The 23,564-nt window shown below is 68.6% G+C and carries 21 protein-coding genes; 10 read left to right on the top strand and 11 right to left on the bottom strand.

Features of this window, described 5'->3' with window-relative positions; translation table 11 throughout:
- Nucleotides 1-7: 7 nt before the first annotated feature.
- The 10 genes from DKM19_RS04185 to DKM19_RS04140 all read left to right on the top strand — a co-directional run bounded on the left by DKM19_RS04185 (nucleotide 8) and on the right by DKM19_RS04140 (nucleotide 11,478).
- Complete coding sequence (locus tag DKM19_RS04185; RefSeq protein WP_204358647.1) at nucleotides 8-1,285, top strand: ABC transporter substrate-binding protein; 1,278 nt, start codon at nucleotides 8-10, stop codon at nucleotides 1,283-1,285.
- Between the two features lie 136 nt (nucleotides 1,286-1,421).
- Nucleotides 1,422-2,255: a carbohydrate ABC transporter permease gene (locus tag DKM19_RS04180; protein ID WP_204358646.1), complete on the top strand. Its 834-nt coding sequence runs from the start codon at nucleotides 1,422-1,424 to the stop codon at nucleotides 2,253-2,255.
- Nucleotides 2,252-3,091, top strand: coding sequence for a carbohydrate ABC transporter permease (locus DKM19_RS04175; RefSeq protein ID WP_110694554.1), 840 nt, complete (start codon nucleotides 2,252-2,254; stop codon nucleotides 3,089-3,091). Before DKM19_RS04180 ends, DKM19_RS04175 begins: the two co-directional genes overlap by 4 nt.
- 2 nt (nucleotides 3,092-3,093) lie before the next feature.
- The gene (locus DKM19_RS04170) at nucleotides 3,094-5,817 is read left to right on the top strand and encodes a laminin G domain-containing protein (RefSeq protein ID WP_110694553.1); all 2,724 of its coding nucleotides are present in this window, start codon (nucleotides 3,094-3,096) and stop codon (nucleotides 5,815-5,817) included.
- A gap of 231 nt (nucleotides 5,818-6,048) precedes the next feature.
- Nucleotides 6,049-8,838, top strand: coding sequence for a discoidin domain-containing protein (locus tag DKM19_RS04165; RefSeq protein WP_110694552.1), 2,790 nt, complete (start codon nucleotides 6,049-6,051; stop codon nucleotides 8,836-8,838).
- Between the two features lie 283 nt (nucleotides 8,839-9,121).
- Nucleotides 9,122-9,568 (top strand): SRPBCC domain-containing protein, encoded by a 447-nt coding sequence (locus DKM19_RS04160; protein ID WP_110694551.1) that lies wholly within the window; start codon nucleotides 9,122-9,124, stop codon nucleotides 9,566-9,568.
- Nucleotides 9,565-9,918, top strand: a complete 354-nt coding sequence (locus DKM19_RS04155; protein WP_110694550.1) for a helix-turn-helix transcriptional regulator — start codon at nucleotides 9,565-9,567, stop codon at nucleotides 9,916-9,918. Before DKM19_RS04160 ends, DKM19_RS04155 begins: the two co-directional genes overlap by 4 nt.
- Before the next feature lie 63 nt (nucleotides 9,919-9,981).
- Entirely contained in the window at nucleotides 9,982-10,323 is a 342-nt protein-coding gene (locus tag DKM19_RS04150; protein WP_110694549.1) for a VOC family protein, read from the top strand.
- A gap of 182 nt (nucleotides 10,324-10,505) precedes the next feature.
- A complete protein-coding gene (locus tag DKM19_RS04145) occupies nucleotides 10,506-10,718 on the top strand; it encodes a hypothetical protein (protein ID WP_110694548.1) in 213 nt (70 codons plus the stop codon).
- A gap of 118 nt (nucleotides 10,719-10,836) precedes the next feature.
- Entirely contained in the window at nucleotides 10,837-11,478 is a 642-nt protein-coding gene (locus DKM19_RS04140; RefSeq protein ID WP_110694547.1) for a tetratricopeptide repeat protein, read from the top strand.
- 235 nt (nucleotides 11,479-11,713) lie between these two features.
- On the opposite strand, the gene DKM19_RS04135 is transcribed toward DKM19_RS04140, so the two are convergent.
- The 11 genes from DKM19_RS04135 to DKM19_RS04085 form a co-directional block, all read right to left on the bottom strand.
- Nucleotides 11,714-12,358: a CatB-related O-acetyltransferase gene (locus DKM19_RS04135; RefSeq protein ID WP_110694546.1), complete on the bottom strand. Its 645-nt coding sequence runs from the start codon at nucleotides 12,356-12,358 to the stop codon at nucleotides 11,714-11,716.
- 280 nt (nucleotides 12,359-12,638) lie between these two features.
- Entirely contained in the window at nucleotides 12,639-14,225 is a 1,587-nt protein-coding gene (gene guaA / locus DKM19_RS04130) for a glutamine-hydrolyzing GMP synthase (RefSeq protein WP_369990877.1), read from the bottom strand.
- Nucleotides 14,226-14,371: 146 nt separating this feature from the next.
- A complete protein-coding gene (locus tag DKM19_RS04125) occupies nucleotides 14,372-15,217 on the bottom strand; it encodes an SDR family NAD(P)-dependent oxidoreductase (protein ID WP_110694544.1) in 846 nt (281 codons plus the stop codon).
- A 319-nt stretch (nucleotides 15,218-15,536) separates the two neighbouring features.
- Nucleotides 15,537-17,051: a DUF885 family protein gene (locus DKM19_RS04120; protein WP_110694543.1), complete on the bottom strand. Its 1,515-nt coding sequence runs from the start codon at nucleotides 17,049-17,051 to the stop codon at nucleotides 15,537-15,539.
- A gap of 175 nt (nucleotides 17,052-17,226) precedes the next feature.
- Nucleotides 17,227-19,782: a glycosyl hydrolase family 18 protein gene (locus DKM19_RS04115; protein ID WP_110694542.1), complete on the bottom strand. Its 2,556-nt coding sequence runs from the start codon at nucleotides 19,780-19,782 to the stop codon at nucleotides 17,227-17,229.
- Nucleotides 19,783-20,048: 266 nt separating this feature from the next.
- Nucleotides 20,049-21,014, bottom strand: coding sequence for a hypothetical protein (locus tag DKM19_RS04110; RefSeq protein ID WP_162641288.1), 966 nt, complete (start codon nucleotides 21,012-21,014; stop codon nucleotides 20,049-20,051).
- On the bottom strand, nucleotides 21,007-21,582 hold the full coding sequence (locus DKM19_RS04105) for an RNA polymerase sigma factor (protein WP_110694540.1): 576 nt from the start codon (nucleotides 21,580-21,582) through the stop codon (nucleotides 21,007-21,009). The genes DKM19_RS04110 and DKM19_RS04105 overlap by 8 nt, the downstream gene beginning before the upstream one ends.
- 116 nt (nucleotides 21,583-21,698) lie before the next feature.
- Entirely contained in the window at nucleotides 21,699-22,070 is a 372-nt protein-coding gene (locus DKM19_RS04100; RefSeq protein WP_110694539.1) for a gas vesicle protein K, read from the bottom strand.
- A complete protein-coding gene (locus tag DKM19_RS04095) occupies nucleotides 22,051-22,296 on the bottom strand; it encodes a gas vesicle protein (protein ID WP_110694538.1) in 246 nt (81 codons plus the stop codon). The genes DKM19_RS04100 and DKM19_RS04095 overlap by 20 nt, the downstream gene beginning before the upstream one ends.
- Complete coding sequence (locus tag DKM19_RS04090; protein WP_239514068.1) at nucleotides 22,286-23,101, bottom strand: GvpL/GvpF family gas vesicle protein; 816 nt, start codon at nucleotides 23,099-23,101, stop codon at nucleotides 22,286-22,288. The genes DKM19_RS04095 and DKM19_RS04090 overlap by 11 nt, the downstream gene beginning before the upstream one ends.
- The gene (locus tag DKM19_RS04085) at nucleotides 23,094-23,564 is read right to left on the bottom strand and encodes a gas vesicle protein (protein WP_110705469.1); all 471 of its coding nucleotides are present in this window, start codon (nucleotides 23,562-23,564) and stop codon (nucleotides 23,094-23,096) included. The genes DKM19_RS04090 and DKM19_RS04085 overlap by 8 nt, the downstream gene beginning before the upstream one ends.

The raw sequence follows: 23,564 nt of genomic DNA, 5'->3' as shown, positions 1-23,564 counted from the left end.
GACGATCTTGATACGTAAGACCATGCTCGCCACATGCGTTGTCGGTGCCCTCGCCCTGACCACCGCCTGTACGAGCGCCGGCAGTGGCGGCGACACCGGCAGCGGCACCAGCACCCTGACCTACATGACGTTCGAGACGCCCAGCCTCAACTCGACCTTCTGGAACGACTCGATCGCGGCCGCCTCGAAAGAGGCCCCCGGGGTGAAGATCAACCGGATCACGTCCCCGAGCACCGACAGGGACGGCTACGCCAAGCAGCTGCAGGCCTCCGGCCAGTTCCCGGACCTTCTGCAGTCGATCACCCCGTCCACCTTCGCCGGCGCCGGTCTGCTCGTCCCCTACGACCAGACCTGGGTGGACGCCAACTTCCTGCTCCCCCAGGGAAACGCGCTCAAGGGCAAGGTCTACATCCCGCCCACGAACTCCCAGATCATCCCGGAGGTCTTCTACAACAAGGAGCTCTTCGCCAAGGCGGGTGTGGAGCCGCCCAAGACCTGGGCCGACTTCCTGACGGTGTGCGCCAAGCTCAAGGCCGCCGGCATCACCCCGATGGAGCTGGGCGGCGGTGACCCGTTCGCGGCCAGCATGCCGCTGGTCGGCATCCTGAGCGCGGACGTTCTGGGCAAGAACCCCCAGTGGCTGCAGGAGCGGTACGCGGGCAAGGTCAAGTTCACGGACGCCAACGTCGTCACGGCGGTCGAGAAGTATCGGAAGCTCGTCACCGAGGGCTACTTCGACAAGGGCGCGCTCGGCGTGAAGTACGCCGACTCGATCACGCAGTTCACCGGTGGCAAGGCCGCCATGTACATGATGGGCAGCTGGTTCCTGGGCTCCGTCCCGAAGGACAACGCCGACAACTTCGGCGCGTTCCCCGTCCCCACCGATGACGGCTCCGTGGTCATCCCCTTCGCCGTCGGCGGCTCCATGGCGATCAGCTCGAAGACCAAGGACCTGGCCGGCGCGACCAGGTTCGCCCAGGCGTGGTCCCTGGCCCCGGCCAACCTGAAGGCGCTCATCGAGGGCGACGGCGCGTTCCCGATGCTCAAGGGCAAGACCCTCGACGACTACAAGGTCACGGTGAGCCAGGTGTTCAAGGACTCCTTCGCCTACGTCACCGACGAGAACACCAAGGTCGCCTCCATCGGATGGGCCAGCAACGACGACGCGATGCCGCCGGGCCTCAACGACCAGCTCTACGCCGCCAGCCAGGCGCTGTTCACCAGCGCGGACGTCAAGGGCGAGATGGCCAAACTCGACACGGCCTGGGACACCGCCACCAAGTAGTCCCCATCGGCAAACGAACGACGACCCGTGTTGAGGCACCTCCCTTCGAAGTCCTCGACACGGGCCTGAAGGAAGTGACATGCGGACTCGGAAGAGTCGAGCAAGCAGAGACAACGGACTCTTCGGATTAGCCGCCGTGGCTTTCGGCCTGTACCTGTGTTTCCTCGTGCTACCGCTCCTGCTCAGCCTCAAAAGCAGTTTCACCGACGAGAACCCGTTGCGGGCCACCAGTGGTTTCGTGGGCCTGGACAACTACGTCGAGATGGTCCAGGACGATCAGCTCCACGCCAGCCTCGGCTTCACCCTCATCCTCGCGGTGGGGGTCACGATCGCGGCCAACGCCATCGGCATCGCGTTCGCGATGATGCTGAACCGCACCAACCTGAGCTACCGGGTCATGAGGACGGTCGCGTTCCTGCCCCAGGTGCTGTCCGGAGTGATCGTCGGCTTCGTGTGGCAGACGATCCTGACCCAGCAGGGCCTGTTGAACGTCATCCTGCAGCGCATCGGGCTGATCGACGCGCCGATCGCCTGGCTCGGCAGCCCGAACCTCGCGCTGCTGTCCATCGGCGTCGTCGTCACCTGGATCCTCACCGGTTTCACGACCGTCGTGTATCTCGCCGCCCTGCAGGGAGTCCCGGTGGAGCTGTACGACTCGGCCGCCATCGACGGCGCCACCACGTGGCAGAGGTTCGCCAGGATCACGTTCCCGCTGATCGCTCCCGGGATGACCATCAGCGTCACGATCTCGCTGATCACGGTGCTGAAGCTCTACGACGTCATCACCGTCCTCACCGGAGGCGGCCCCGCGAACTCCACCCGATCCACCGCGCTCTACATCGTGAAGCTCGCCTTCACCGACAACCGCTTCGGGTACGCCTCGGCGGTCGCGATGCTGGTGCTCGCCATGTCCGCGGCCATCGCCCTGTCGGTCACGAGCCTCCTTCGCCGCCGTGAGGTGAACTTTTGACCGCCATCAACGACGTGCTGCGCTCCCGGGCACGCCTCGTCATCGCGGGTGTCGTGACCCTGCTGTTCGTCGCCCCGATCTACCTGACGATCGTCAACGCCTTCAAGACGCAGTCGCAGATCCTCGAAAGCCCCGAAGCACTGCCGATCCCGCCGACGATCGACAACCTGAGCACCGCGCTGGCCAGGCCCGACGGCCTGATCCAGCTCGGCCTGCAGAACTCCCTGATCGACGTCGTCTTCTCGGTGGCGCTGCTCATCCCCCTCGCCTCCGCGTTCAGCTTCTACATCTCCCGGAGGAAGACGAAGGCGCGGGCGGCGGTGCTCGCCCTGCTCGCCGCCGGTCTGATGATCCCGCCGCAGGTCATCCTGCTGCCCACCATCCAGATCCTGACGTTCTTCGGCCTCGACCACAGCTATCCCGGGCTGATCCTCTCCAACCTGGGCGGCGGCTACCTCTCCTTCGCGGTCTTCGTGTACGTGGGCTTCATGCGAGCCGTTCCGAACGAGATCATCGAGGCCGCCCGCCTCGACGGCGCCAGCGGGCTGCGGATCTGGTGGGGAATCGTCATGCCCCTGGTCCGGCCCGCCACGGCGACGGTCGCGATCTTCTCCTCGCTGTGGATCTGGAACGACTTCCTGAATCCGCTGTTCATTCTCGGCCCGCTACAGGGTCAGACCATTACAACCGGCCTGTACCTGACGATTGGTCAATATTCCGTGGATTACGGACAGCTGTTCGGCATCATGTTCCTCGCCGCGATCGTGCCGGTGGTGGGTTACCTGTTCGTGCAGAAGCAGTTCATCGCCGGCCTCACCTCCGGGTCGTCGAAGTGACCATGAAAACGGACACTTTCAGCGAGGCGCCCTCCACCCGCCCCTCCGCCGAGGGGCGGCCCGCGGGCGTCCCCGACCTGGACGACGTCGCCGGCGAGTGGATGGACGCCTCCGAGCTCGCGCACCTGCCGTCCCTGCGCAACCAGCGCGGCCAGGGCCACGTCAACCACGACCTCACGTCGCTGTCCTGGGTGGCGGCCCCGCCGTTCTCCCTCGGCTATCACACCGGCGTTCTCCGCCTCGACGGCGTCGCACTCGCCGCGCAGCGCTACCGGTGGAAGCCCTGGGGCGTGCAGCGGGAGCATCGCTCCGCCGAGGTGACCGTACGGTCGGACACGCGCATGGCCCTGTCGGAGAACCTGCTGCTCTGGCAGGTCGACGTCACCAACGAGCGGGCCGTCCCCTGGACCTGCACGGTCAGCCAGGACCTGTTCGCGATGATGTCCCATTCGGAGGTGGGCTGGGGCTGGCTCTACGACGTTCCGTGGACCGAGGGCGACTACCACGACTTCGTCACCCTGGAACGGATCCGCGACACGACCCGTGCCCGGAGCGAGCACCTCCCCTACCTGCTCGGCGCGGGACCGCGGCGGATGCGCCTGGGCCGGCCGAGGGTCCCCGGAATCCAGCGGGACGAGGCCGACGCGGCCATGCTGCTGGAGTACGAGCTGCCTTCGCACTTCAGCCAGGACAAGGTCCTCCCCCGGCATGACGCGGCCGGCGGCACGATCCGCGGCATCCGGTGCCTCCCCGCGTCCGGCGGCGACCCGGTCTTCGTCTTCGCCGGCGACGCCGAGCTGGAGCCGTCGACGCAGCGGACGCTGGAGGGCGACGAGTTCGAGCTGCGCGACGGTCTCGTGCTGAGCTTCGAGTTCCGCCCGTCCACGCCGGAGGGCGACGGCGTCATCCTCACCCACGGCAACCACCCCGACTCGCTCCAGCTCGGCGTCGAGGGGGGCCGGCTCTGGTTCGGCATCTCCGGCGAACGGGAGCACGCCGACGCCCCCTCCCTGACCGCCGGGCGGTGGCACGCGGTCTCGGTCGTCCTCGGCGACCGGCAGGTCACCCTCGTCCTCGACGGCCGCGAGGTGGCGACGACCCGGCACTGGTCGCTGTCGCGCCGCTGGAGCTCGTCGATCGCCGACGGCGCCGTCGCGGTCACCGACCTGCGCTCACCGGCGCGGGCGGCCTACGCCTTCGACACGGCGCCCACCGAGATCCGAGAGCTCGGAAGCGGCGCGCAGGCGATCTGGTCCCTCACCCTCGGCCCCGGCGAGACCCGCACCATCGGTGTCGTGTGCGCCTACGGGACCGACCGGGCCGACGTCACCGCCGCGGCAGGCCGTACGGCCCGCGCCTTCACCGACGCCCTCCGCGGCACCGAGCAGGGAATGCGCCGGCACTGGGACAACATGTTCACCCCAGGAAACGACGACTTCAGCGGGCATCTGCCCGCGCTGCGAGCCGACGATCCGGAGCTCGCGCGGGCCTACTACATGGGCGCGCTGACCGTGCTGTACATGCGCAACCTGTACGCGAGCCCGACTGAGCCGATCTTCCTCACCGGAGGGCCCCGGCTCGGTCCCACGACGACCTTCTACTGGGACCACTCCGAGTGGAGCCGCATGTACGCGCTCCTGGAACCCGCCGGGCTCAAGTCATGGCTCCGACGTGTCCTGAGCGGCCCCTACGGAGACTCGTTCGGCATCGACGCCAGGAACGGAGGCCCGCTCGGCAACTACTACGCCGCCAACGACTGCTCGCTGTTCCGGCTGGTGGAGCACTACATCTGCGTCAGCGGCGACCTCGCGTTCCTCGACGAGCGGGTGGGTGAGGCGACCGTCGCCGACCACCTGGAGCGGCTCGCCTACGGCTGGAAGGGTAGGCGCAGGGAGGCGACCGGGGGTGTCCTGGCCGATTTCGGCGACGACTCCTGGCGGCTCCTCGAATGCGTCCCCAACTACATCAACGTCGTCACCTCGTTCAACGCCGCCTACGTGGCCATGATGCGCTCGCTGGCGGCCCTGCTCCGTTTCCGCGGCCGCGACGACGACGCCGTCCGCGCGGAGGCGGAGGCCCGCACGCTCGCCGACGCGGTGCTCGACCTCTACGTCGAGGGCGGACGCTGGTCGATCCGCCACCCGGACGGCGTCGAGACCATCGGCCACTCCCTGGACTTCGGTCTGGTGGCCGCCGCCATGCACGACGACCTCAGCGAGACCCAGCGCCGCGACATGGTCACGTTCGTCACCGAGCACCTTCTGACGGGCACCTGGATGAGGGCCCTGTCGCCGGACGATCCCATCGCCGCGTTCTCCGACCGCCCGGACCACGGCGCGGGAGGGGCGTTCTGCGCGTGGCCGGGGGTGACGGCGAACGGGTTCGCCAAGCTCGGCCGCCGTGACCTGGCCGTCGCGCTGCTCAGGCTGACCCCGCAGTCGGCGTCCGGCGCGCTCTGGGGACAGGCGATGGAGGTCCTCGACGGCGATCCCGTCCGCGTACGCGTCGCGGAACGAGGGGTCTCCAACCGCGAGTCCATCGGCGGGGCGGCCACCGCCGAGTCGGTCATCGCCCTGTTCGACGTCGACCCCACGTTCGCCGGTCTCGGCGCCCCGGTCGCCTCGGCCGCCGGGCACGTGCCCGGCGTCGGAGTGCTGTCCAACCTCAACGTCGCACCGGCCTCCCCTCCCCCGGGGCCGCCCGGTGAGACCTCACCACCCCGCTAGACCGCACGATCGTACGACCGCAGGACACGACGGCATCGGGCGTCGGCCGGCACCGGGACCCACCGGGGCCGGCCGGCGCCCGGGATCCATCGGAGTCGGCCCGCACCCGGCAACCACCGGGGACCGGCCGGCCTCCGGGATCCGCCGGGGAACGGCCGGGTCCACCCGGAACCGGCCGGCACCCGGCTCGATCGGGGCGACGTCCCCGATCTCATCGAGAAAGGACATGTCGTGATCGGTAAACGACGATGGCACCCCCTGCGGACCCTGTCCGTTGTCCTCACCGTCTCGGTTGTCACGAACCTCGCGCTGATGCCTCAGGCGCAGGCGGCAACCCCCACACCGACGCAACAGTGGACCGAGGTCCAGCAACTGCTGACCGGCATCAAGGGTCAGTGGACCAACCAGGCGTACAGCGAGGCCGTCAGCCGGAGCATGCCCAACACCGCGCTCCTCGGCAACGGCGACATCGGCGTCACCTCCGGCGGCGGTGACGGCTTCAAGACGTTCTACATCTCCAAGGGAAACTTCTGGGCCGGCAACCCGTCGCCCTCCCTGGTCGCGCTCGGCGGCGTGACGATCGCGCCCGCGGGCGGCAGCACGCCCTCGGCGAACCTCGCCCTGGGATCGTCGGCGACGGCGTCCAGCTCGCACCCCAGCTTCCCGGCGAGCCGGGCGGTGAACGGGCAGTGGGCCGCCGGCTACGAGGGCTGGGTCTCCGAGGTCGGAAAACCCCAGTCGATCAGGCTCGACCTCGGATCGGCCAAGACCATCGCCCGCTACGTGGTCAGGCACGACGGCGCGGCGCGGTCCGGTGAGACGGCCAACAACACGAAGAACTTCGTGCTGGAGACCAGCGTCAACGGCACGACCTGGGCCACGGCCGACACCGTCGTCAACAACACGGCCAACGTCACCGACAAGACGATCACCTCCGTCAGCGCCCGCTACGTACGGCTGAGCATCAGCGAACCGACCCAGGGCACGACCTCCGACTCCCAGCAGAACCCCCGCGCCCGCATCGGCCAGCTGGAGCTCTACGGCCCGGGAAGCTCGGGACCGCCGCCGACGTCGGGCCCGTTCCTTGAGGAGCAGAACATCCTCAAGGGCGACGTCGACACCACGATGACCATCGGCGGCGTCCCCGTCACGATGAAGACCTGGACGGCGGCCAACGACAACGTCGTGGTGACGCAGATAACGTCCAACGGCTCCACCGCGACGCAGCTGCAGGCCCAGACCTGGTCGGGCTCCCAGGACGCCCGGTCGGGCTTCACCAACACCTCGGGCGTGTCGGGCACCACCACGTGGGCCACGCGGGCGACCCCCACGGGCTCGCGCTGGGTCTCCCGGGCGTCACTGGCCACCCGCGCGATCGGCGCGAACCTCGTGGGAAGCCCGTCCGCGAGCGGGGCCACCGCGAAAATGGTCTTCGACCTCCAGCCCGGCCAGACCGTCCGCATCGTGACGAGCGTCGCCGGCGGCGGCCAGAACCCCGCCGACCCGGCCCCCGGCGCCCGGACCATCGTCGACGGCCAGACCCCCGCGTCGCTCGACACCCTCTACGCCCAGCACGTCGAGTGGTGGAAGCAGTACTGGCTCAAGTCGTACGTCGATCTCAACGACGACGTGCTCGAGAAGTACTACTACGGCTCCCTCTACCTGCTCGGCTCCTCCAGCAGGGCGGGCAAGACCGCGCCCGGCCTCTACGGGATCTGGGCCACCACGGACTCACCCCAGTTCAGCGGCGACATGCACCTGAACTACAACTTCGTGGCCAACTTCTACGGCGCCTACTCCAGCAACAGGGCGGACCTCGCCCTGCCCTACTACGACCTGATCCTCGCGTACGTCCCCGAGGCGAGGCGGCGGGCGCAGCAGGACCTCACCCGCGTCAATCCGAGCTACATCAGCGGCCGGTTCCCGAGCGGCGGAATGCCGAGCGGCCTGCTCTTCCCCGTCGGAATCGGGCCCTTCGGGTCGACGGCCGACGACAACTACCACCAGCAGGTGGGCAACTCCCTGTTCACCGCGTCGCAGTTCGTCGCCTACTACGACTACACCCAGGACAGGAACTTCCTGTCCACGAAGTCCTACCCCTTCATGAAGGAGGTCGCCGCCTTCTTCAAGAACTACCTGGAGTGGGACGCGGCCGCGCAGCGGTACAACCTCTTCACCGGCCCGCACGAGGGTCTCTGGGGAAAGAACTCAAGCCCCGACGTCGGGCTGCTGAAGTATCTCCTCACGGGCCTCATCGACGCGAGCACCGACCTGGGGGTCGACACCGCGGACAGGGCGACGTGGACGCAGATCCTGCAGCACCTGCCGGCGACTCCGACGACCGTCTACAACGGGCAGACCGTCTACGCGCTCGCCGACCCGGGAACGATCACGGGTAACGACACCCGCAACATCCACCCCGGCGACAACACGGTCAACCTGGAGTTCATCCACCCGGGAGAGGTGCTGGGCATCAACTCCCCGGCCGCCGACCGCCAGATCGCCATCAACACGCTGAACGTGATGAACTCCTGGGGCCAGGACAACAGCTTCCCCAAGGTCTTCACCCAGGCGGCCCGGGTGGGCTACCCGGCGCAGAGCCTGATCGACCAGCTCAAGAACCAGATCACCACGAAGATGGCCGCCAACCTGCGCATCCGCGACAACTTCCACGGTCTGGAGAAGGGCGGAGCGACGGAGGCCGTCAACAACCTGCTCCTGCAGAGCGACGACGGCATCGTGCGCCTGTTCCCGGTGTGGCCGACGAACAAGAACGCGAGCTTCGTCAAGCTCCGGGAGAAGGACGCACTGGTGATCTCCAGCTCCTTCCAGAGCGGACGCGTCACCTACGTCGACATCACGAGCGAGGCGGGCAAGACCGTCAAGCTGCAGAACCCGTGGCCGGGTCAGACCGTCGTGATCAACCGGGTCGGAGGCGGGACCGTGACCCCCACCGTCAGCGGCAACGTCATCACCTTCGCCACCCAGGCAGGATCGACCTACACCATCGCGGCGCCCTGACCGCGATCCCAAGGCCGTGACGTCACGGCACACGGCCTGACAGACACGATCCCGCGGGCTCCGAGGCTGACAGACGCAAGCTCATGCCTCTCGGAGATCCGACACAAAAAACCCGTGCCCCCCGGAGCAGGTCTCCGGGGGGCACCTTCGCGTCGGTGATCGGGTCAGAGCTCGACAATCTCCGGCGTCCCCGACCGTCGTGCAACCTACTAGTTGCACGATGGTCGATCGACGTGCAACAATCAGGTTGCACGTTAATGTCGGCATGTGAAGGAGTTTCCTCGTGAACGAAGACCGGATCGAGCGCGACACCCTGATCGACGCCTCGGTCGAACGCGTCTGGTCGCTGGTGTCCGCACCCGGCTTCTGGGTGGCCGACCCGGAGAGCATCAAGGGCACCACCGCCGTCGAGGGCGAGTCGACGATGGCCAAGAACCCAGAGAACGGCGACTTCCCGGTGCGCGTGGTGAAGGTCGAGCCGCCGTCGTACGTCGCGTACCGCTGGGCCCCCGCCTCCCCCGGCCAGGAGCTCACCGAGGGCAACAGCACCCTCGTGGAGTTCACGCTGTCCGCCGAGGGTGACAAGACCCGCCTCACCGTGGTCGAGAGCGGCTTCGCCGCGCTGGCCGTGTCCGAGGAGGTGCGCGCCAGGACGATCGAGGACCTTTCCAGCGGCTGGCCGCAGGTCCTCGACGCGGCGAAGAAGCGCGTCGAAGAGTCGGCTGTGTGAGCGCGGAATCCGATGACGCGGTCGAGGAGGTCAGCAGCGTTCTCGTCGCGCTCGCCGATCCCACCCGTCGTCGGCTGCTCGACCTCCTCGCCGCGCTGGGCGCGGCCACCGCGACGACGCTCGCCGGGCAGCTCCCCGTCTCCCGGCAGGCGATCGTCAAGCACCTCGCCGTCCTGGACGCCGCCGGACTCGTCGTCGGCAGCCGGGTCGGACGCGAGGTGAGGTATTCGCTGCGGCCCGCCGGCCTGGACGCCACCACGCGGTGGATGTCCTCGCTCGCGGCCGACTGGGACCGTCGACTGGCGGCCGTCAAGCGCGCCGCCGAGGCAGCGGAACGCGATTTCAAGTAGCACGCGGGACGCGTGGCGATGGCCTCTGCCGCGACCTGCGATCACACAACAAGGAGATTCGACATGACAACGCTGAAGCTCGGAAGCATGCTGCTCGGCACGACCCGTCCCGCCGAGCTGCGGGCCTGGTACATCAAGGCGCTGGCGCCGGAGTCCACCGGCGAGGGCGCGATCGACCTGGGCGGCTTCCTGCTGGTCATCGACGGGCGCGACGACGTCGAGGCGAAGAACAGTGAACCGGGTCGCACGATCATCAACTTCCACGTCGACGACTTCGACGCCGTGGAGGCCCAGCTGGAGGCGGCCGGCGTGGAGTGGATCTCGGTCGAGGACCGGGAGAAGGGCAGGTTCGGCACGTTCGCCGACCCCGACGGGAACTACCTCCAGATCATCGAGTGGAAGTAGGACGCCTGAGACCGGACATCCTCCAGATGAAGGAGTCCAAGGGATCCCTACGGAAATAGGGCGAGGGCGCTCAGCATCGATGTGCGACGAACGACCTGAAACGCCCTCGCAACGGCACTTTATTTCATGATCACCGACGCGTTGAAGGCATAGCCGGCCCCGGTGGCCGGCTCGCGCAGTCTTTGCCCGTCTCCGCGGCCAACGTCGGCATCGCGTTCGGCGCGTTCGCCGGTGATATCGCGATCGACGACTACGGCGCTTCCGCCACCGTGATCACCGGTCTGATCTTCTCCGTGGTCGCCATCGCGGTCGCCTGGGGGACCGGTTTCCTCAAGCCGCCGATGGTCGAGGAGTCGTCGCCGGCAACCGTCCAATCCGTGCCCGAACCCGCATAACACAACCCGTCAGACCACTTCTCGCGCCAGGGATCGGTGTTCTCGCAGCAGCCGGCCACCCAATAATGCGTTGTGCGGCAGTGGGCCACGCAGACGCATATGGGTGGATGGGAAGACGATGAGTACAGAAGATCGAATCGAACGGGCCAGGCTGGCTTGCCAACGGGCCGTCTTCGTTGGCGATGCCGATGCGCTGGACGCAGCGGAGCGGGAGTTGAACATGGTCGAGGCCGATCTCGCCTTGGCACGCGGCCGGATCATGCAGGCTCGTTCTCATGAGCGGCGAACCGAAAATCCCGACGAACTGGCCTTGTTCCAGCGCGCCACCGAGCTCTACCAGGGGCTCGGCGACGTACGAGGCGAAGGCGAGGCGCTGTTCTGGGCCGGCACCTACCACCAGATGTCCATGCGGGACAACGACACCGCGGTTCCCCTTCTCGAACGGTCATATGAACTTGCGGCGCAGGTCGGCGACAAGCTCACGATGTCGTACGCGCTTCGGCATCTGGGATATGCGGACCACCTCGCCGGCCGGCTGGACGCTGCGCGTGAGCGTTTGGAGGAGTCGACGCGGCTTCGACGAGAAATCGGGCTATTGCCCGGTGTTGCCGCGAACCTGGTCGGGCTGGCCTACGTCACAGCCGCACAGGGCCGCCGTGATCACGCCTTGGCGCTGGTCGACGAGGCGGGCTCAATCGCCGACGCCAGCGGTGCCCAGGCCGTCATGCGCCAGGTTGAGGAGGCGAGAACGCAACTGTAGACAGCGCGGACAGGATCCACTCGATGACGCACCGAACGACCGGTCACTCCCACATGAGACACGGTTTTAGTGACCATTGATGATCCGTTGCCGCAGTAACGGCTCGCCGTCCTCACCGCGGGCCGTCTCGATCCGCGGCGGCGAGGGCCGGCTTCTGGTTGACCCCGGTCAGCGCCTGTATCAGACGAGGTTTGCCCCGCTCCGATGTGAGGCAGCGGTTGGTGACGGCTGTGGGTCAGGCTCGCGGTGCGAGTTTTTCGAGGTCGTCGATGGTGCCCGACATGATGACCCGGAGATGCTCGGTGATGTGTTCGGCAGGCCAGTCCCACCAGGCCAGCTCCAGAAGGCGGGCGATGTCGCCGTTGTCGTAGCGGGTACGGATGAGTTTGGCCGGGTTGCCGCCGACGATGCCGTAGTCGGGGACGTCATCGACGACTACGGCGCCCGAGGCGATGATCGCGCCGTGTCCGATCCGGACGCCGGGCATCACCATGGTGTTGTAGCCGAACCAGACGTCGTTGCCGACGACGGTGTCACCTCGGCCGGGCAGGCCGGTGAGCAGGTCGAAGTGTTCGGCCCAGGATCCGCCCAGGATGGGGAAGGGGAAGGTGGAGGGGCCGTCCATGCGGTGGTTGGCGCCGTTCATGATGAACCGGACCCCGGTGCCCAGCGCGCAGAACTTGCCGATGATCAGCTTCTCCGGCCCGTAGTGGTAGAGCACGTTGCGGGTCTCGAACGCGGTCGGCTCGTCCGGGTCGTCGTAGTAGGAGTACTCCCCGACCTCGATGAGTGCGGAGGTCACCAGCGGTTTCAGCAGCACCACGCGCGGCTGGTCGGGGAACGGGTGAAGGACCGTCGGGTCAGCGGGGATCTGGGTCATGGCAGTGGCTTTCAACTCGGAAACGGCCCGCGAATCACCCCGCTCACCGGCGCGGGCCGGGTGAGGGACATGATCCACGGCTTCAGCGCCGACGGCTTCGAACCGTCGGCTCTGAAGTGGTCCGGTGGGCGGCCCAGGAATTCGCGCCGCCCTGGCGACGTGAGATGAGGAAGGCGGCTCCTTCCAGAGCGTGAAGACCCGAAAGACCCCGGAGCCCCAGAGCTCACCGCCCGCACCAAAAACACGCCGCGCTACACGATGGCCTCGTGCGCCCCTCGCGTCACTCCCACTCGATGGTGCCCGGGGGCTTGCTGGTCACGTCGAGCACCACGCGGTTGACCTCGCGGACCTCGTTGGTGATGCGGGTGGAGATCCGCGCGAGCACGTCGTAGGGGACGCGGGACCAGTCGGCGGTCATGGCGTCCTCGCTGGAGACCGGGCGCAGGACGATCGGGTGGCCGTAGGTGCGGCCGTCGCCCTGGACGCCCACCGACCGGACGTCGGCGAGCAGGACGACCGGGCACTGCCAGATCTCCCGGTCGAGACCGGCGCGGGAGAGCTCCTCGCGGGCGATGGCGTCGGCCTCGCGGAGGATCTCCAGGCGGTCGTGGGTGACCGCGCCGACGATGCGGATGCCCAGGCCGGGGCCGGGGAACGGCTGGCGCCAGACCATCGCGGCGGGCAGGCCCAGCTCCTCGCCGGCACGGCGGACCTCGTCCTTGAACAGCGCGCGCAACGGCTCCACCAGCGAGAACTGCAGGTCGTCGGGGAGGCCGCCGACGTTGTGGTGCGACTTGATGTTGGCGGTGCCGGTGCCGCCGCCGGACTCGACCACGTCGGGGTAAAGAGTGCCCTGGACGAGGAAGTCGACGGGGCCGTCGGCGAGGATGGCCCGCTGCTCGTCCTCGAAGACCCGGATGAACTCGCGTCCGATGATCTTGCGCTTCTCCTCGGGGTCGCTGACCCCGTTCAGCGCCTTGAGGAAACGCTCCTGGGCGTTGACCACGCGGAGCTTCACGCCCGTGACGGCCACGAAGTCGCGCTCGACCTGCTCGGCCTCGCCCTTGCGAAGCAACCCATGATCGACGAAGACACAGGTCAGCCGGTCGCCGATGGCCCGCTGCACCATGGCCGCGGCGACCGCGGAGTCCACCCCGCCGGAGAGCCCGCAGATGGCGCGGCCCTCGGGGCCGATCTGTGCGCGGACCGCCTCGACCGCGTCCTCGACGATGTTGAGCATCGTCCAGGAGGGGCGGCAGCCCGCGGCGTCGAGGAAGTGCTTCAGCACGGCCTGGCCGTGGTCCGAGTGGAGGACCTCGGGGTGGAACTGCACGCCGTACAGGCCGATCTCGGGGTGCTCGAACGCGGCCACCGGCGTTCCGGCGGTCGCGGCGGTGACGACGAAGCCCTCGGGGGCGGCGGCGACGCTGTCTCCGTGGGACATCCAGACCGACTGCTCGGCGGGCAGCCCGGCGAAGAGCACGCCCTCCTGGGTCACGTCGAGCCGGGTCCCGCCGAACTCCGCGGTGCCGGTCCTGGCCACCTCGCCGCCGAGCGCCTGAGCCATGACCTGGAAGCCGTAGCAGATGCCGAAGGTCGGCACCCCGGTCTCGAACAGGCCTGCGGGCGCGGCCGGGGCGCCCTCGGCGTAGACCGACGAGGGACCGCCGGACAGGATGATGGCCTTGGGGTTCTTGGCCATCATCTCCTCGACCGGCATCGTCGACGGGACGACCTCGGAGTAGACGTGGCATTCACGCACCCGTCGCGCGATCAGTTGCGCGTACTGCGCACCGAAATCGACGACCAGGACCGTGTCGAACTCAGACACCAAAGACCCCCAGGGAAACTCAAGCGGTGGGTCCAGTCTATCGGCGCTCGTCAACGCGCTCACTCGTGGAGGGAAAACGGGGGCGGTCTTCTCGCGATCAACCACTCGTGCGGGGAAATGAGGACAGCCCTCTCGCGATCAGCGCCTCGCAGGGGAAATGGGGGCGGCCCTCCCGCCACCGGCTACTCGTGGAGGGGAAACGAGGGCAGTCCTCCCGCGATCAGCGCCTCGGCCTGCTCGCGCAGGCCCTCCTCGTACCCGGCGTGGGTGAAGACCAGGAAACGCTCCTCCCGGATCCCCTTCACCGCGGCCAGCGCGACCTCCGCGGGATCCATCCCGCCTTCCACCAGGTTGTCGACGACGCCGGCCGCGGCCACCTCGTCCTCGGCGCGCTCCGCGACCGTCAGGTTCTCCGGCCGGACCCTGTCGGAGTGGCCGATGCCGGTCTTGACCCAGCCGGGGCACAGCGCCGTCACCCGGAGCTTTGATCCGGCCAGCGCCAGATCCTGGGCGAGGGCCTGCGAGGCGGCGAGCGCGGCGTACTTCGAGACCGAGTAGGCGCCGGCGAACGGTATGGCGAACAGCCCCGCCACCGAGACCGTGTTGACGATGTGGCCCTCGGTGTCCTGAGCGATCATGCGGGGCACGAAGGCGCGGATTCCGTGGAGCGTGCCCCAGAGGTTCACGCCGAGCATCCAGGCGAAGTCCTCGGGCTCGCTCGTCCACATCCGGCCGGCCTGCAGCACTCCGGCGTTGTTGCAGAGGACGTGGACCGCGCCGAACTCGCCGAAGGTCCGGTCCGCCAGGTGCTGTACGGCCGCCGCATCGGAGACGTCGGTGATCTGAGTGAGGATCTTGCCCCCGTCGGAGACCCCGTCGAGCAGGGAGGCGGTCTCCGCCAGACCTCCGGGGTCCACGTCGGCGAGCATCAGGGCCATGCCCTCCGCGGCCAGCCGCAGGGCGAGTGCCCGGCCTATCCCACTGGCCGCACCGGTAACGACTGCGATCTTTCCCGACAGTTCGCGCATCCCACTGCCTCCAGCCGTAACCGTACCCAGCGCTCGGTTGGCCACCAAGCTAACGCGAAGCCAACCACCAGTCGAGGACAAACAGGATTCGACACCAGAGACATCAGAGACATTAAAGGCACCGGAGGCACCGCCTCGCCGGGTCGACCGGCCTACGGGCCGATGCCGGAACACAGGACCCCGCTGGTCGCCCCCAGCGATCGGAGAGTTCTCCTCAGACCGCCGGCTCGGGTAAAACCCATGCAATCGCTCCGTGGGTCACCGTCCCGGCGGTGACCCACGGAAACAATCTCAAGATCATCCTATCCCGGGGCTCCCGTCAGAGCGCGCGGTCGAGCAGGCCGAGGGGCGGAGATCCCAGGTCGAGCATGGCCGTGTGGAAGCGCTTGAGGGTGAATCCGGAGCCCCACTCGGCCCTGGCCTGCTCCCGCAGGCGGAGGATCTCCAGCTTTCCCCAGGTGTAGCGGCCGTAGGTCGGGTCGAAGGTGGCCCGCGCCGCCTCCGACAGCGCCGCGGGACCGGCGATCTGGGTGTCGGCCTCGAAGCGGCGGGCGCCCTCCTCGACGGTCATCGCGCCGGTGTGCACGCCGATCGCGCAGGCCAGCCGGGTCACCCTGATCAGCGCCTCCAGCCACACACCGATCTCGAAGCGCGGGTCCTCGGGCGCGAAGCCCTCCTCGACGCAGAGCTCCTCGCCGTAGTGCGCCCAGCCCTCGGCGAAGGCCATCGACATCAGCGTCCGCCGCACGTCGGAACGGGCGTGGCGCAGGGCACGGCCGTGGGAGAAGTGCCCGGGGGCGACCTCGTGCACGTTGATCGCGGGCAGCGTGGTCTCGCTGAAGACCTCCAGCCACTCCTCGATGTCGCGCTCGGGCCAGGAGGGGTCGGGCGGGGTGATGTGGTACCACGAGGGGGCGTCCGGCTCGCCGGGCGCGGCCCAGCTCATCATCGCCATGCTCCACCGCCGGGACTCGGGCGCGATGCCGACCAGGCACTCACCGTCGTGGTAGGGGACCAGGTCCTTCTCGCGGGTGAACGCGATCGCCCTCTCGGTGCCCGCCCTGGCCGCGTCGATCACGCCGTCGATGCCGGGGTGCTGCCGGACCAGCTCGCGCGCGACGTCCAGCGGCGGCCGTCCGGCGAATCCCAGCCTGGCGCAGGACTCCGTCAGCCGGGCCATCAGCCGGTCGCGTTCGGCGTCGGCGCGCTCGGCGAGTTTGCCCAGGTCAACGGGGAGGCCGTCGCCCGCGCCCATGAGCCGGGCCAGCCCTTCCGCGCCGAGGGACGCGTCCGGGTCGCCGGAACGCGAGGCCTCCTCGACGTGCTCCACCAGGCGTGCGTGAGCCTTCAGCGCCGCCTCGCGCGCGTGCTCGTCCGCGCCCGCCGGCACCCCGGTGGCCAGGCCGCGTACGGCCCCGAGCAGCGCGGTCGCCACCGGGGCGCTGAGCCTGTCGAGCGAGGCGATCGCGTGGTCCACGGCCTCGGGCCAGAGCGCGAGGTGGGTGTGTTTGGCGGCGGTCCGCTCGGCCTCGGGGGCGTAGTCGCGGTCGTAGGTGGCGAGATCGAGATTGTTCAGGTGATCGAGCGGGCTGCGGCGATACAGCTCCAGCTCGCCGAACTGGACCCGTACGGTCTCCTCGAAGATCTGCAGGTGCGCCGCGTCGTAGGAGTCGTCGGGCAGCGGCCCCTCGCCCAGGGCGGCCAGTCCCGAGCGGACGCCTTCCGGCGAGAGATCCTGGATCATGCCGTCGTATTCGTGCCTGCCGGCCATCTCACGGACGTCTGCGACGGAGAGATCACACACCGCGCGGAGGCGGCTGTCGAGTTCGGTCATGAACGTGACGCTATATCAGGACGAGTTCCTGACGATCAGACAGAAAAAGGCTGTCGTGGCCCGCCCCGGGGACGGAGGCGGGCCACGACAGGTCTCGGTGCCGGGCGGGGCTACGGCCGTACGGCTCGGCCCTGCGCCCCGGCGGGGGAATCCGGTCCCTCCGCCGGGGAGGGGATCACTTCAGTCCGGCGTCCAGGGCGGTGGTCAGGGAGCCGGGGTCACCGGACATCTCCCAGATCATCGCGCCGAGCAGGCCCTTGCTCTTCAGCCAGGCGGTCTTGCGAGCGATCGACCACGCGTCGTCGAAGCTCCACCACTGGCCGCCGTTGCCGGTGAAGCAGTAGGTCGCCACCGACTGCTCGTCGTGCCGCACCGTGCATCCCGGCACGCCGGCCACCAGGTTGCTGTAGCCGCGGGTGCCCGCCTCATCGGGGAACTGGCCCGGCGCGGCGCCGGTGGCCGACTGCCACTCCCCGGACTTCCCGCCGTCGGCGACGCCCTGCCAGCCGCGGCCGTAGTACGCGAGACCGATGGTGATCTTGCGCGGGTTCACTCCGGCCTGCAGGTAGGTGTTGACCGCGTTCTCGACGCTGAAGTGGAAGGAGTAGGGGTCGTCGGTGTCGGCGTACAGGTTGGCCTGGTGCCCAGCCCGGTTCGGCTCCCACGAGTTGTCGCTGCCCGAGCCGTGGAAGTCGTAGCCCTGGACGTTGAAGACGTCCAGGGACTTGGCGACCTCGGGCAGGTCCCAGCCCGAGGAGATCTTGGCCGGGTCGGCCGGGGTGAAGGCGGTGAGCTGGTAGCGCTTGCCGGTCTCCTCGGTCAGCGCGTCGAGCTGCCTGCGGAACTCGGCGATCAGCAGCGTGTTGTTCGCCTTGTCGTTCGGGCCGATGTGGTTGCCCGGGTGGCCCTCGGAGCCCGGCCACTCCCAGTCCAGGTCGATGCCGTCGAAGATCCCGGCGGCGCTGCCCGGCCCGCCCGCGGCGTTGTACAGCGGCAGGTTTCCCTTGATGTACGTGTCGATGCAGGAACTCACGAACTTGCGCCGGGACGCGTCGGTGGCCGCCACATCGGAGAAGTACTTCGAATAGGTCCAGCCCCCGAGCGAGATCAGCACCTTCAGGTTGGGGTACTTCGCCTTGAGCTTGCGGAGCTGGTTGTAGTTGCCGCGCAGCTTCTCCCAGCCGGTGTCGGCGACGCCGTCCACCGACTGCGAGGCGCTCATCGGCCTGCCGTAGTCGGCGTCCGCGTCACCCGAGCCGTCTCCCTGGTTTGGGTCCTGGGGGTTGGCGGTGGTGCCCTTGGTGACGCCCTGGAGACAGGTCAGGTTCACCGGGTCGATGTTGCCGAAGGCGTAGTTGAGGTGGGTCAGCTTCGCCGCGGCGCCGGTCGTGTCGAGGTTGCGCACGAAGTACTGGCGGCCGTAGATGCCCCACTGGACGAAGTAGCCGATCCTGGCGTATCCGCTGCCGATGATGTCGGCGGTGCTCACCTTCAGCGCGTTGCCGGGCGCCGACGTGTTGTCGTACAGGTCGCGGGCCCTCACGGTGAAGGTGTACTCGGTGGACGGCGACAGCCCGTTCACCGTGGCCGAGGTGCCGGGCACCGTCGCCTTCAGGGTCGTTCCCGCGTAGACGTCGTAGCCGGCGACGCCCTTGTTGTCGGTCGACGGGTCCCAGGCCAGCGAGACGCTCGCCGAGGTTTTGCCGGTGCTGCGCAGGTTCGCCGGTACGGTCGGCGGCTGGGTGTCGTCACCGGCGTTGCTGGTTGTCACCGTGAGCGGGGCGGAGGCCGGGGACAGGGTTCCCTTGCGGTCCTTGGCCCTGACGGTGAACGTGTATCCGGTGTTCGAGGTCAGGCCGGTTACGGTCACGCCCGTGCCGGTGACCGTCGCGGCGAGGCCCGCGCCGTTGTAGACCTGGTAGCCGACGATCGGGAGGCTTCCCGCGGTCGCGGCGTCCCAGGCCAGCGAGACGGTTTTGGTGGTCTTGACCGGTGAGCGCAGGTTCCCCGGTGCGGCGGGCGGCGAGTCCGCCGCACCGTCACACCTCACGTCGTTGATCCGGCAGTTCGCGGGCTCGGCGGACGCGCTGAGCGTGAACGTGGGGCTGTAGGGCTCGGTGGTCCCGCGCGCCGCCACCGTCGTGTTGTAGTGGGCCGGGCTCAGCGTGACCTGACGCCCGCTCTGGCTGAGCGAGCCGTTCTGGGCGTTGCTCGCGGTGACTCCGGCCGGCAGGTCGAACTGGATCGACCAGCCCGCGAGCGCGGTGTCGGTGTTGTTGGCGATCACGAACTTCCCCTGCGTGCCGCTGCCCGCGTACGTCGCGGTCACCGGCGCGTCCGGCGGCGGCGGGTCGCCGCTGCCGTCGCAGTTGGCGTTGTTGATCAAGCAGCTCGTCGGCTGGACCGGCGAGCTGAGGGTGACCGTGGGACTGTACGGCTCGGTGTTCCCGTTCGCCCGCACGGTGTTGATGTAGAAGGCGGGGGTGAGCTTGACCCGCGTGCCGCTCTGCGTGGTCGTGGCGTTCTGGGCGTTGCTGACGGTGACCCCGGCCGGTAGGTCGAACTGGATCGACCAGCCGGTGACCGGGGTGGCGCCGGGGTTGCTCACCACGAACTTGCCCTGGCCTCCGGTGAGGGTAAAGGCCGCAGTCAGACGGGTTGCGGCGTCAGCCGGAGCGGCCATGGCCATCGCCATGGCGAGAATCAGCAGTACAGAGGCTAATCGGCGCATGTGGACACTCTTTCCTAAAGGAAAGTTTCCTATTAATTATGCGGATCGTAACCCCGGCCCCTGACCCCTACAAGACCCAAAACGACTCGGCATGCGTCGAAACTCCCGCCGTACCGGGCGGCGGTCCAGCCGGCCTCGACGACGATCTGAAAAGGAGGACAGAACGCCGACCTCGAAACCACCGGACTCCACCACGACGTCTTCACAGGCTTGGGGCGCGTGCGGCTACGCACCCCAAGCCGCACCCTGTGGTGGGCCGCGTCCGATCAGGACCCGGGGGCGCCGTCCCCGATGAGAGGCCCCGGGACGACGGGCTTCAGCGGTTCCGGCGTGACCACCAATCTGATCACACCCGCGCTCTGCGGCTGTGCCTCCCATACGAGCCAGTCCGAGCCGACCGCATCGGCGGAAATGGGTTCGTATGACAGGCTGAAGACGCCCAGCCTTCCGTCGATGTCACCGGCCACCGAGGCGTTGGGATCGCTCTTCACCAGCTGGTAGACGGCCCGCAGGCCGCGCTTGTGCATCTCGTCGAGCACCTCGGCAACCGTACGGTCTTGGTGGTGCACCTCGAAGCCCTCGAGCATCTCGCCCCCGGCGGCGGCACGGCCGACCGACTGGTAGCTCTCACCGGGCTCCGCCGCCCTACCCAGCTGGGCCCGTACCTCTCCTTCGAAGCCGATGGGGACGCGAAACGCCAGATGGCAACCTTTCTCGCCGATCTTGCAGCCTTCCGGCTCGAGTCCGCCTTCGAACGTTCCGGCCGGTTTGATGCCGCCCTCTTGCGTCAGGACCAGGTCTCCGACCTGGCTTGGTGAGACCGGCACGAGCTCCAGTTGGACCTTCAGCCCCACAGCACTGAACGCCTTGGCATACGTCTCGTACTCGGCGAGTGGATCCTTGATCCGGGCCACCCACTCACCGTCCTCCTGCTTGATCTCGATGGCCGAGCTGGCGTAAGACGTCACACCGCCCATACCGCCTGCCATCAGACTCGGGCCGATCACGGCGGCCGTCACGAACCCCGCCGTCACCACCGCGCCGGCGATCAGCCGCCGCGTCATCCTCGCGGACGCGGCGCCGGACGGAAAAAGAAGCCCCCGCCATGCCCGACGAGATCGTTGCGTTTCGCGCGGCTCCCCCGGCTGCCAGCCGATGGCTCGGGCCAGCTCATCGGGATCCCGCAGGGGGATCTGCGATCTCATCTCCTCCAGTGGTTCGTTCTCATTCATCTGCGGTTCCCCCAAGCGCGTTTCGAACCTTGGTGCGGGCTCGGTTCAGCCGTGAGCGCACGGTGCCCACGGGGATCTCCAGTACGTCGGCGATCTGTCGGTAGCTGAGCTCGCCCCAGGCGGTCAGCAGCAGGACGTCACGATCTCCTTTGCGCAGGCCCGCCAGCGCGGCCGCCAGATGGGAGGTCACCGCGGCCGCGGTGACCCGCTCGGCGACGCTGTCGGCGTGGTTCTCCAGCACCGGGTCCACGCCGGTGCGGGCCAACGCGCGGTACAGACGCACCTCCGAGCGGTAATGGCGGCGTATCAGGTTGGTGGCGATGCGCCACAGCCACGGCAGAGCGTCGCCCCGAGCGGGGTCGTAGCCGTCCCGTTTCCGGAAGGCCAGGTGGAACGTTTCCGCCACGATGTCGTCGGCGAGATCGCTGCCGAGGCGACGGGCGGCATAGCGGTGCAACGGTGGGGCGTGCCGGCGAAACAGTTCACCGAAACATCGGGGGTCGTCGAGGGACTGCGCGATCACTGACGCGTCGTCCCTCTCATCGCTGATCACGTCGGGGGAGCCCATATGTGTCCTACTCACCATCGCTGAGGCCTACACCGGGTACTAGCCCGATGTAGGCCTACAGGTTCACGCATCGAGCTCCGTCCTGCCCCTAGCGCGCCGGACAGCGGGGAGGGAGCTCAGTCGGACGGCAGGAGGGTGCCGAGCGGCCCGAGGTCGAGGTTGAGGTCGGAGGGGGACAGCCCGAAACGCTCGCACAGTTCGTTCATGGCGTCTTCCAGGCGCATCAACGTCAGGCCCAGCGTCTCGACCTGCTCGTCGGACAGGTCTCCCTGGTCCATCCGCCGCACGCACTGACGCTCCACCAGCTGGCGTACGAGCTCGACGAGGGTCAGCACGAGGCGGGACAGATCGCGCTCGGCCGTCTCGGGGTCGGTTCCGAGGCGCCAGCGGTTCGGCCGCTCCGCGTCCTCCGACGGCTCGGCGATCTCCAGGGCGTCCTCCAGCGGCCCGGTGATCTTCACGATCGGCTCACTTCCAGGTCGGCGCATACCGGTCTCCCTGGTCTGGCGTGTCGGACTCCCCCCGCACGGACATGATCAGCGCGCGCAGGGAGATCCGTACGAGGTCGATGTCGGCGATGGAGAGGACAAGATCTCCGCTCACGACGACTCCGCCCGCCAGCAGGCGGTCCAGCAGGTCGACGAGGGCCACGCGCTCGGCGGGAAGGCGACCCTCGGCGGCCAGTGCGGAACCTCGCGAGGTCTCATACGTCACCGGAAACCTCCAGATCTGCCCTGTCGAACTCCAGGGCGATGAAGGAGTAGGGAGCCCACGGGCCGGTGAGTTCCAGGTCGACGTCCTGCCCGCGGAGGGCGTCCAGGGCGGCCGCGAACTCCTCGCCCCTGCCCTCGTCGACGAGGTAGGCGCCGTTGAGCACCATCCACTCGTCCCGGCCGGACAGCTGCGGGTCCTGGGGCCGGTGCAGCCGGCTCGCGACGGCGACGGCCGACAGGGCCGCGTGGATGTGCTCGGCCCGTGCCGTCGCCTGGCGCCACCTCTGCTCGCGGTTGCGCAGGTTCGCCTGGCGGCGTTTCAGGTAGGCGGTCCCGGGCCTGGCCGTCTCCGCGGCGCCCTCGCCACCCCCGTTCGCGGCCGGCGCGGGTGCGGATGCGGCCGCGGCGGGATCCACGTACGCCTTCACTCCCCACTCCCTGCGCCCGGACACGTGGGAGAGCACCTCCGTGAAGTCGTCGTGCCACCGCTCCAGCAGATCGCGCACCTGCTCCTCGCTGCTGTAGACGGTCGCGAGGCGGACCGGGGCCGTCGGAACCCTCTCCGCCACCGCCTCCACGACGCGGTGGTGAGCGCGGGCCATCTCCCCGACCCAGTCCAGGTCCTCCAGGGAGCGGCGGAGCGGCTCCTCTCCGAACTGTTCCAGCGACACGGTGCTCACGTACGCGACGAGACCGACATGCGTGATCGCGTGCACGGGCGCCCCGGCCACACCCACCAGATTCGCCGGGCGGGCGTGGCCCGCGTCGCATGCGACCGCGTAGACGTACGTGCCCGAGTCAGTCACGGTGTCTCTCCGCTCCGGACGAGCGTCTCCTCCCGCGCTCCTCCGCCGGATCGAGGGATCGATACTCCCTGTGGTTTCCCCGTACGGCATGGTCTTCCCGCACGGTGTGGCCTTCTTCCACGGCGTCGTCTCCCTCCACAGTGGCAAGCCGGTGACGGAGCCGGCGGTTCTCCTCGATCAGGTCCTGGTTCTTGGAGCTGAGCCACGGATCGTGCTCCCACCAGTCGATGCCGAGCTCCCGTGCCGTGTCCACCGAGGCGATCACCAGTCGCAGCTTGATGGTGAGCAGCTCGATGTCCAGAAGGTTCACGCGGATGTCTCCCGCGATCACCACGCCCCTGTCGAGCACCCGCTCCAGGATGTCGCCGAGGTTCGCCGACCCCGACCCCGACCGCTGCCCCCCGGAGCCTCCCCCGCCGTAGGCCGGAGAGGTTCCGGGGCCGAAACGTGCTGGATTGGTCAT

This window comes from Streptosporangium sp. 'caverna' (assembly GCF_003203775.1).
Lineage (GTDB): Bacteria > Actinomycetota > Actinomycetes > Streptosporangiales > Streptosporangiaceae > Streptosporangium > Streptosporangium subroseum.
The sequence above is the reverse complement of the archived record's forward strand: the minus strand, read 5'-3'. Positions and strand labels throughout refer to the sequence as shown.

Coding starts and splice junctions, on each gene's coding strand:
- DKM19_RS04125 (WP_110694544.1), bottom strand. CDS start 15,217: ATGCGCGAACTGTCGGGAAAGATCGCAGTCGTTACCGGTGCGGCCAGT.
- DKM19_RS04100 (WP_110694539.1), bottom strand. CDS start 22,070: ATGCGCCGACCTGGAAGTGAGCCGATCGTGAAGATCACCGGGCCGCTG.
- DKM19_RS04150 (WP_110694549.1), top strand. CDS start 9,982: ATGACAACGCTGAAGCTCGGAAGCATGCTGCTCGGCACGACCCGTCCC.
- DKM19_RS04110 (WP_162641288.1), bottom strand. CDS start 21,014: ATGAATGAGAACGAACCACTGGAGGAGATGAGATCGCAGATCCCCCTG.
- DKM19_RS04115 (WP_110694542.1), bottom strand. CDS start 19,782: ATGCGCCGATTAGCCTCTGTACTGCTGATTCTCGCCATGGCGATGGCC.
- DKM19_RS04085 (WP_110705469.1), bottom strand. CDS start 23,564: ATGACCAATCCAGCACGTTTCGGCCCCGGAACCTCTCCGGCCTACGGC.
- DKM19_RS04135 (WP_110694546.1), bottom strand. CDS start 12,358: ATGACCCAGATCCCCGCTGACCCGACGGTCCTTCACCCGTTCCCCGAC.
- DKM19_RS04140 (WP_110694547.1), top strand. CDS start 10,837: ATGAGTACAGAAGATCGAATCGAACGGGCCAGGCTGGCTTGCCAACGG.
- DKM19_RS04170 (WP_110694553.1), top strand. CDS start 3,094: ATGAAAACGGACACTTTCAGCGAGGCGCCCTCCACCCGCCCCTCCGCC.
- DKM19_RS04120 (WP_110694543.1), bottom strand. CDS start 17,051: ATGACCGAACTCGACAGCCGCCTCCGCGCGGTGTGTGATCTCTCCGTC.
- DKM19_RS04105 (WP_110694540.1), bottom strand. CDS start 21,582: ATGGGCTCCCCCGACGTGATCAGCGATGAGAGGGACGACGCGTCAGTG.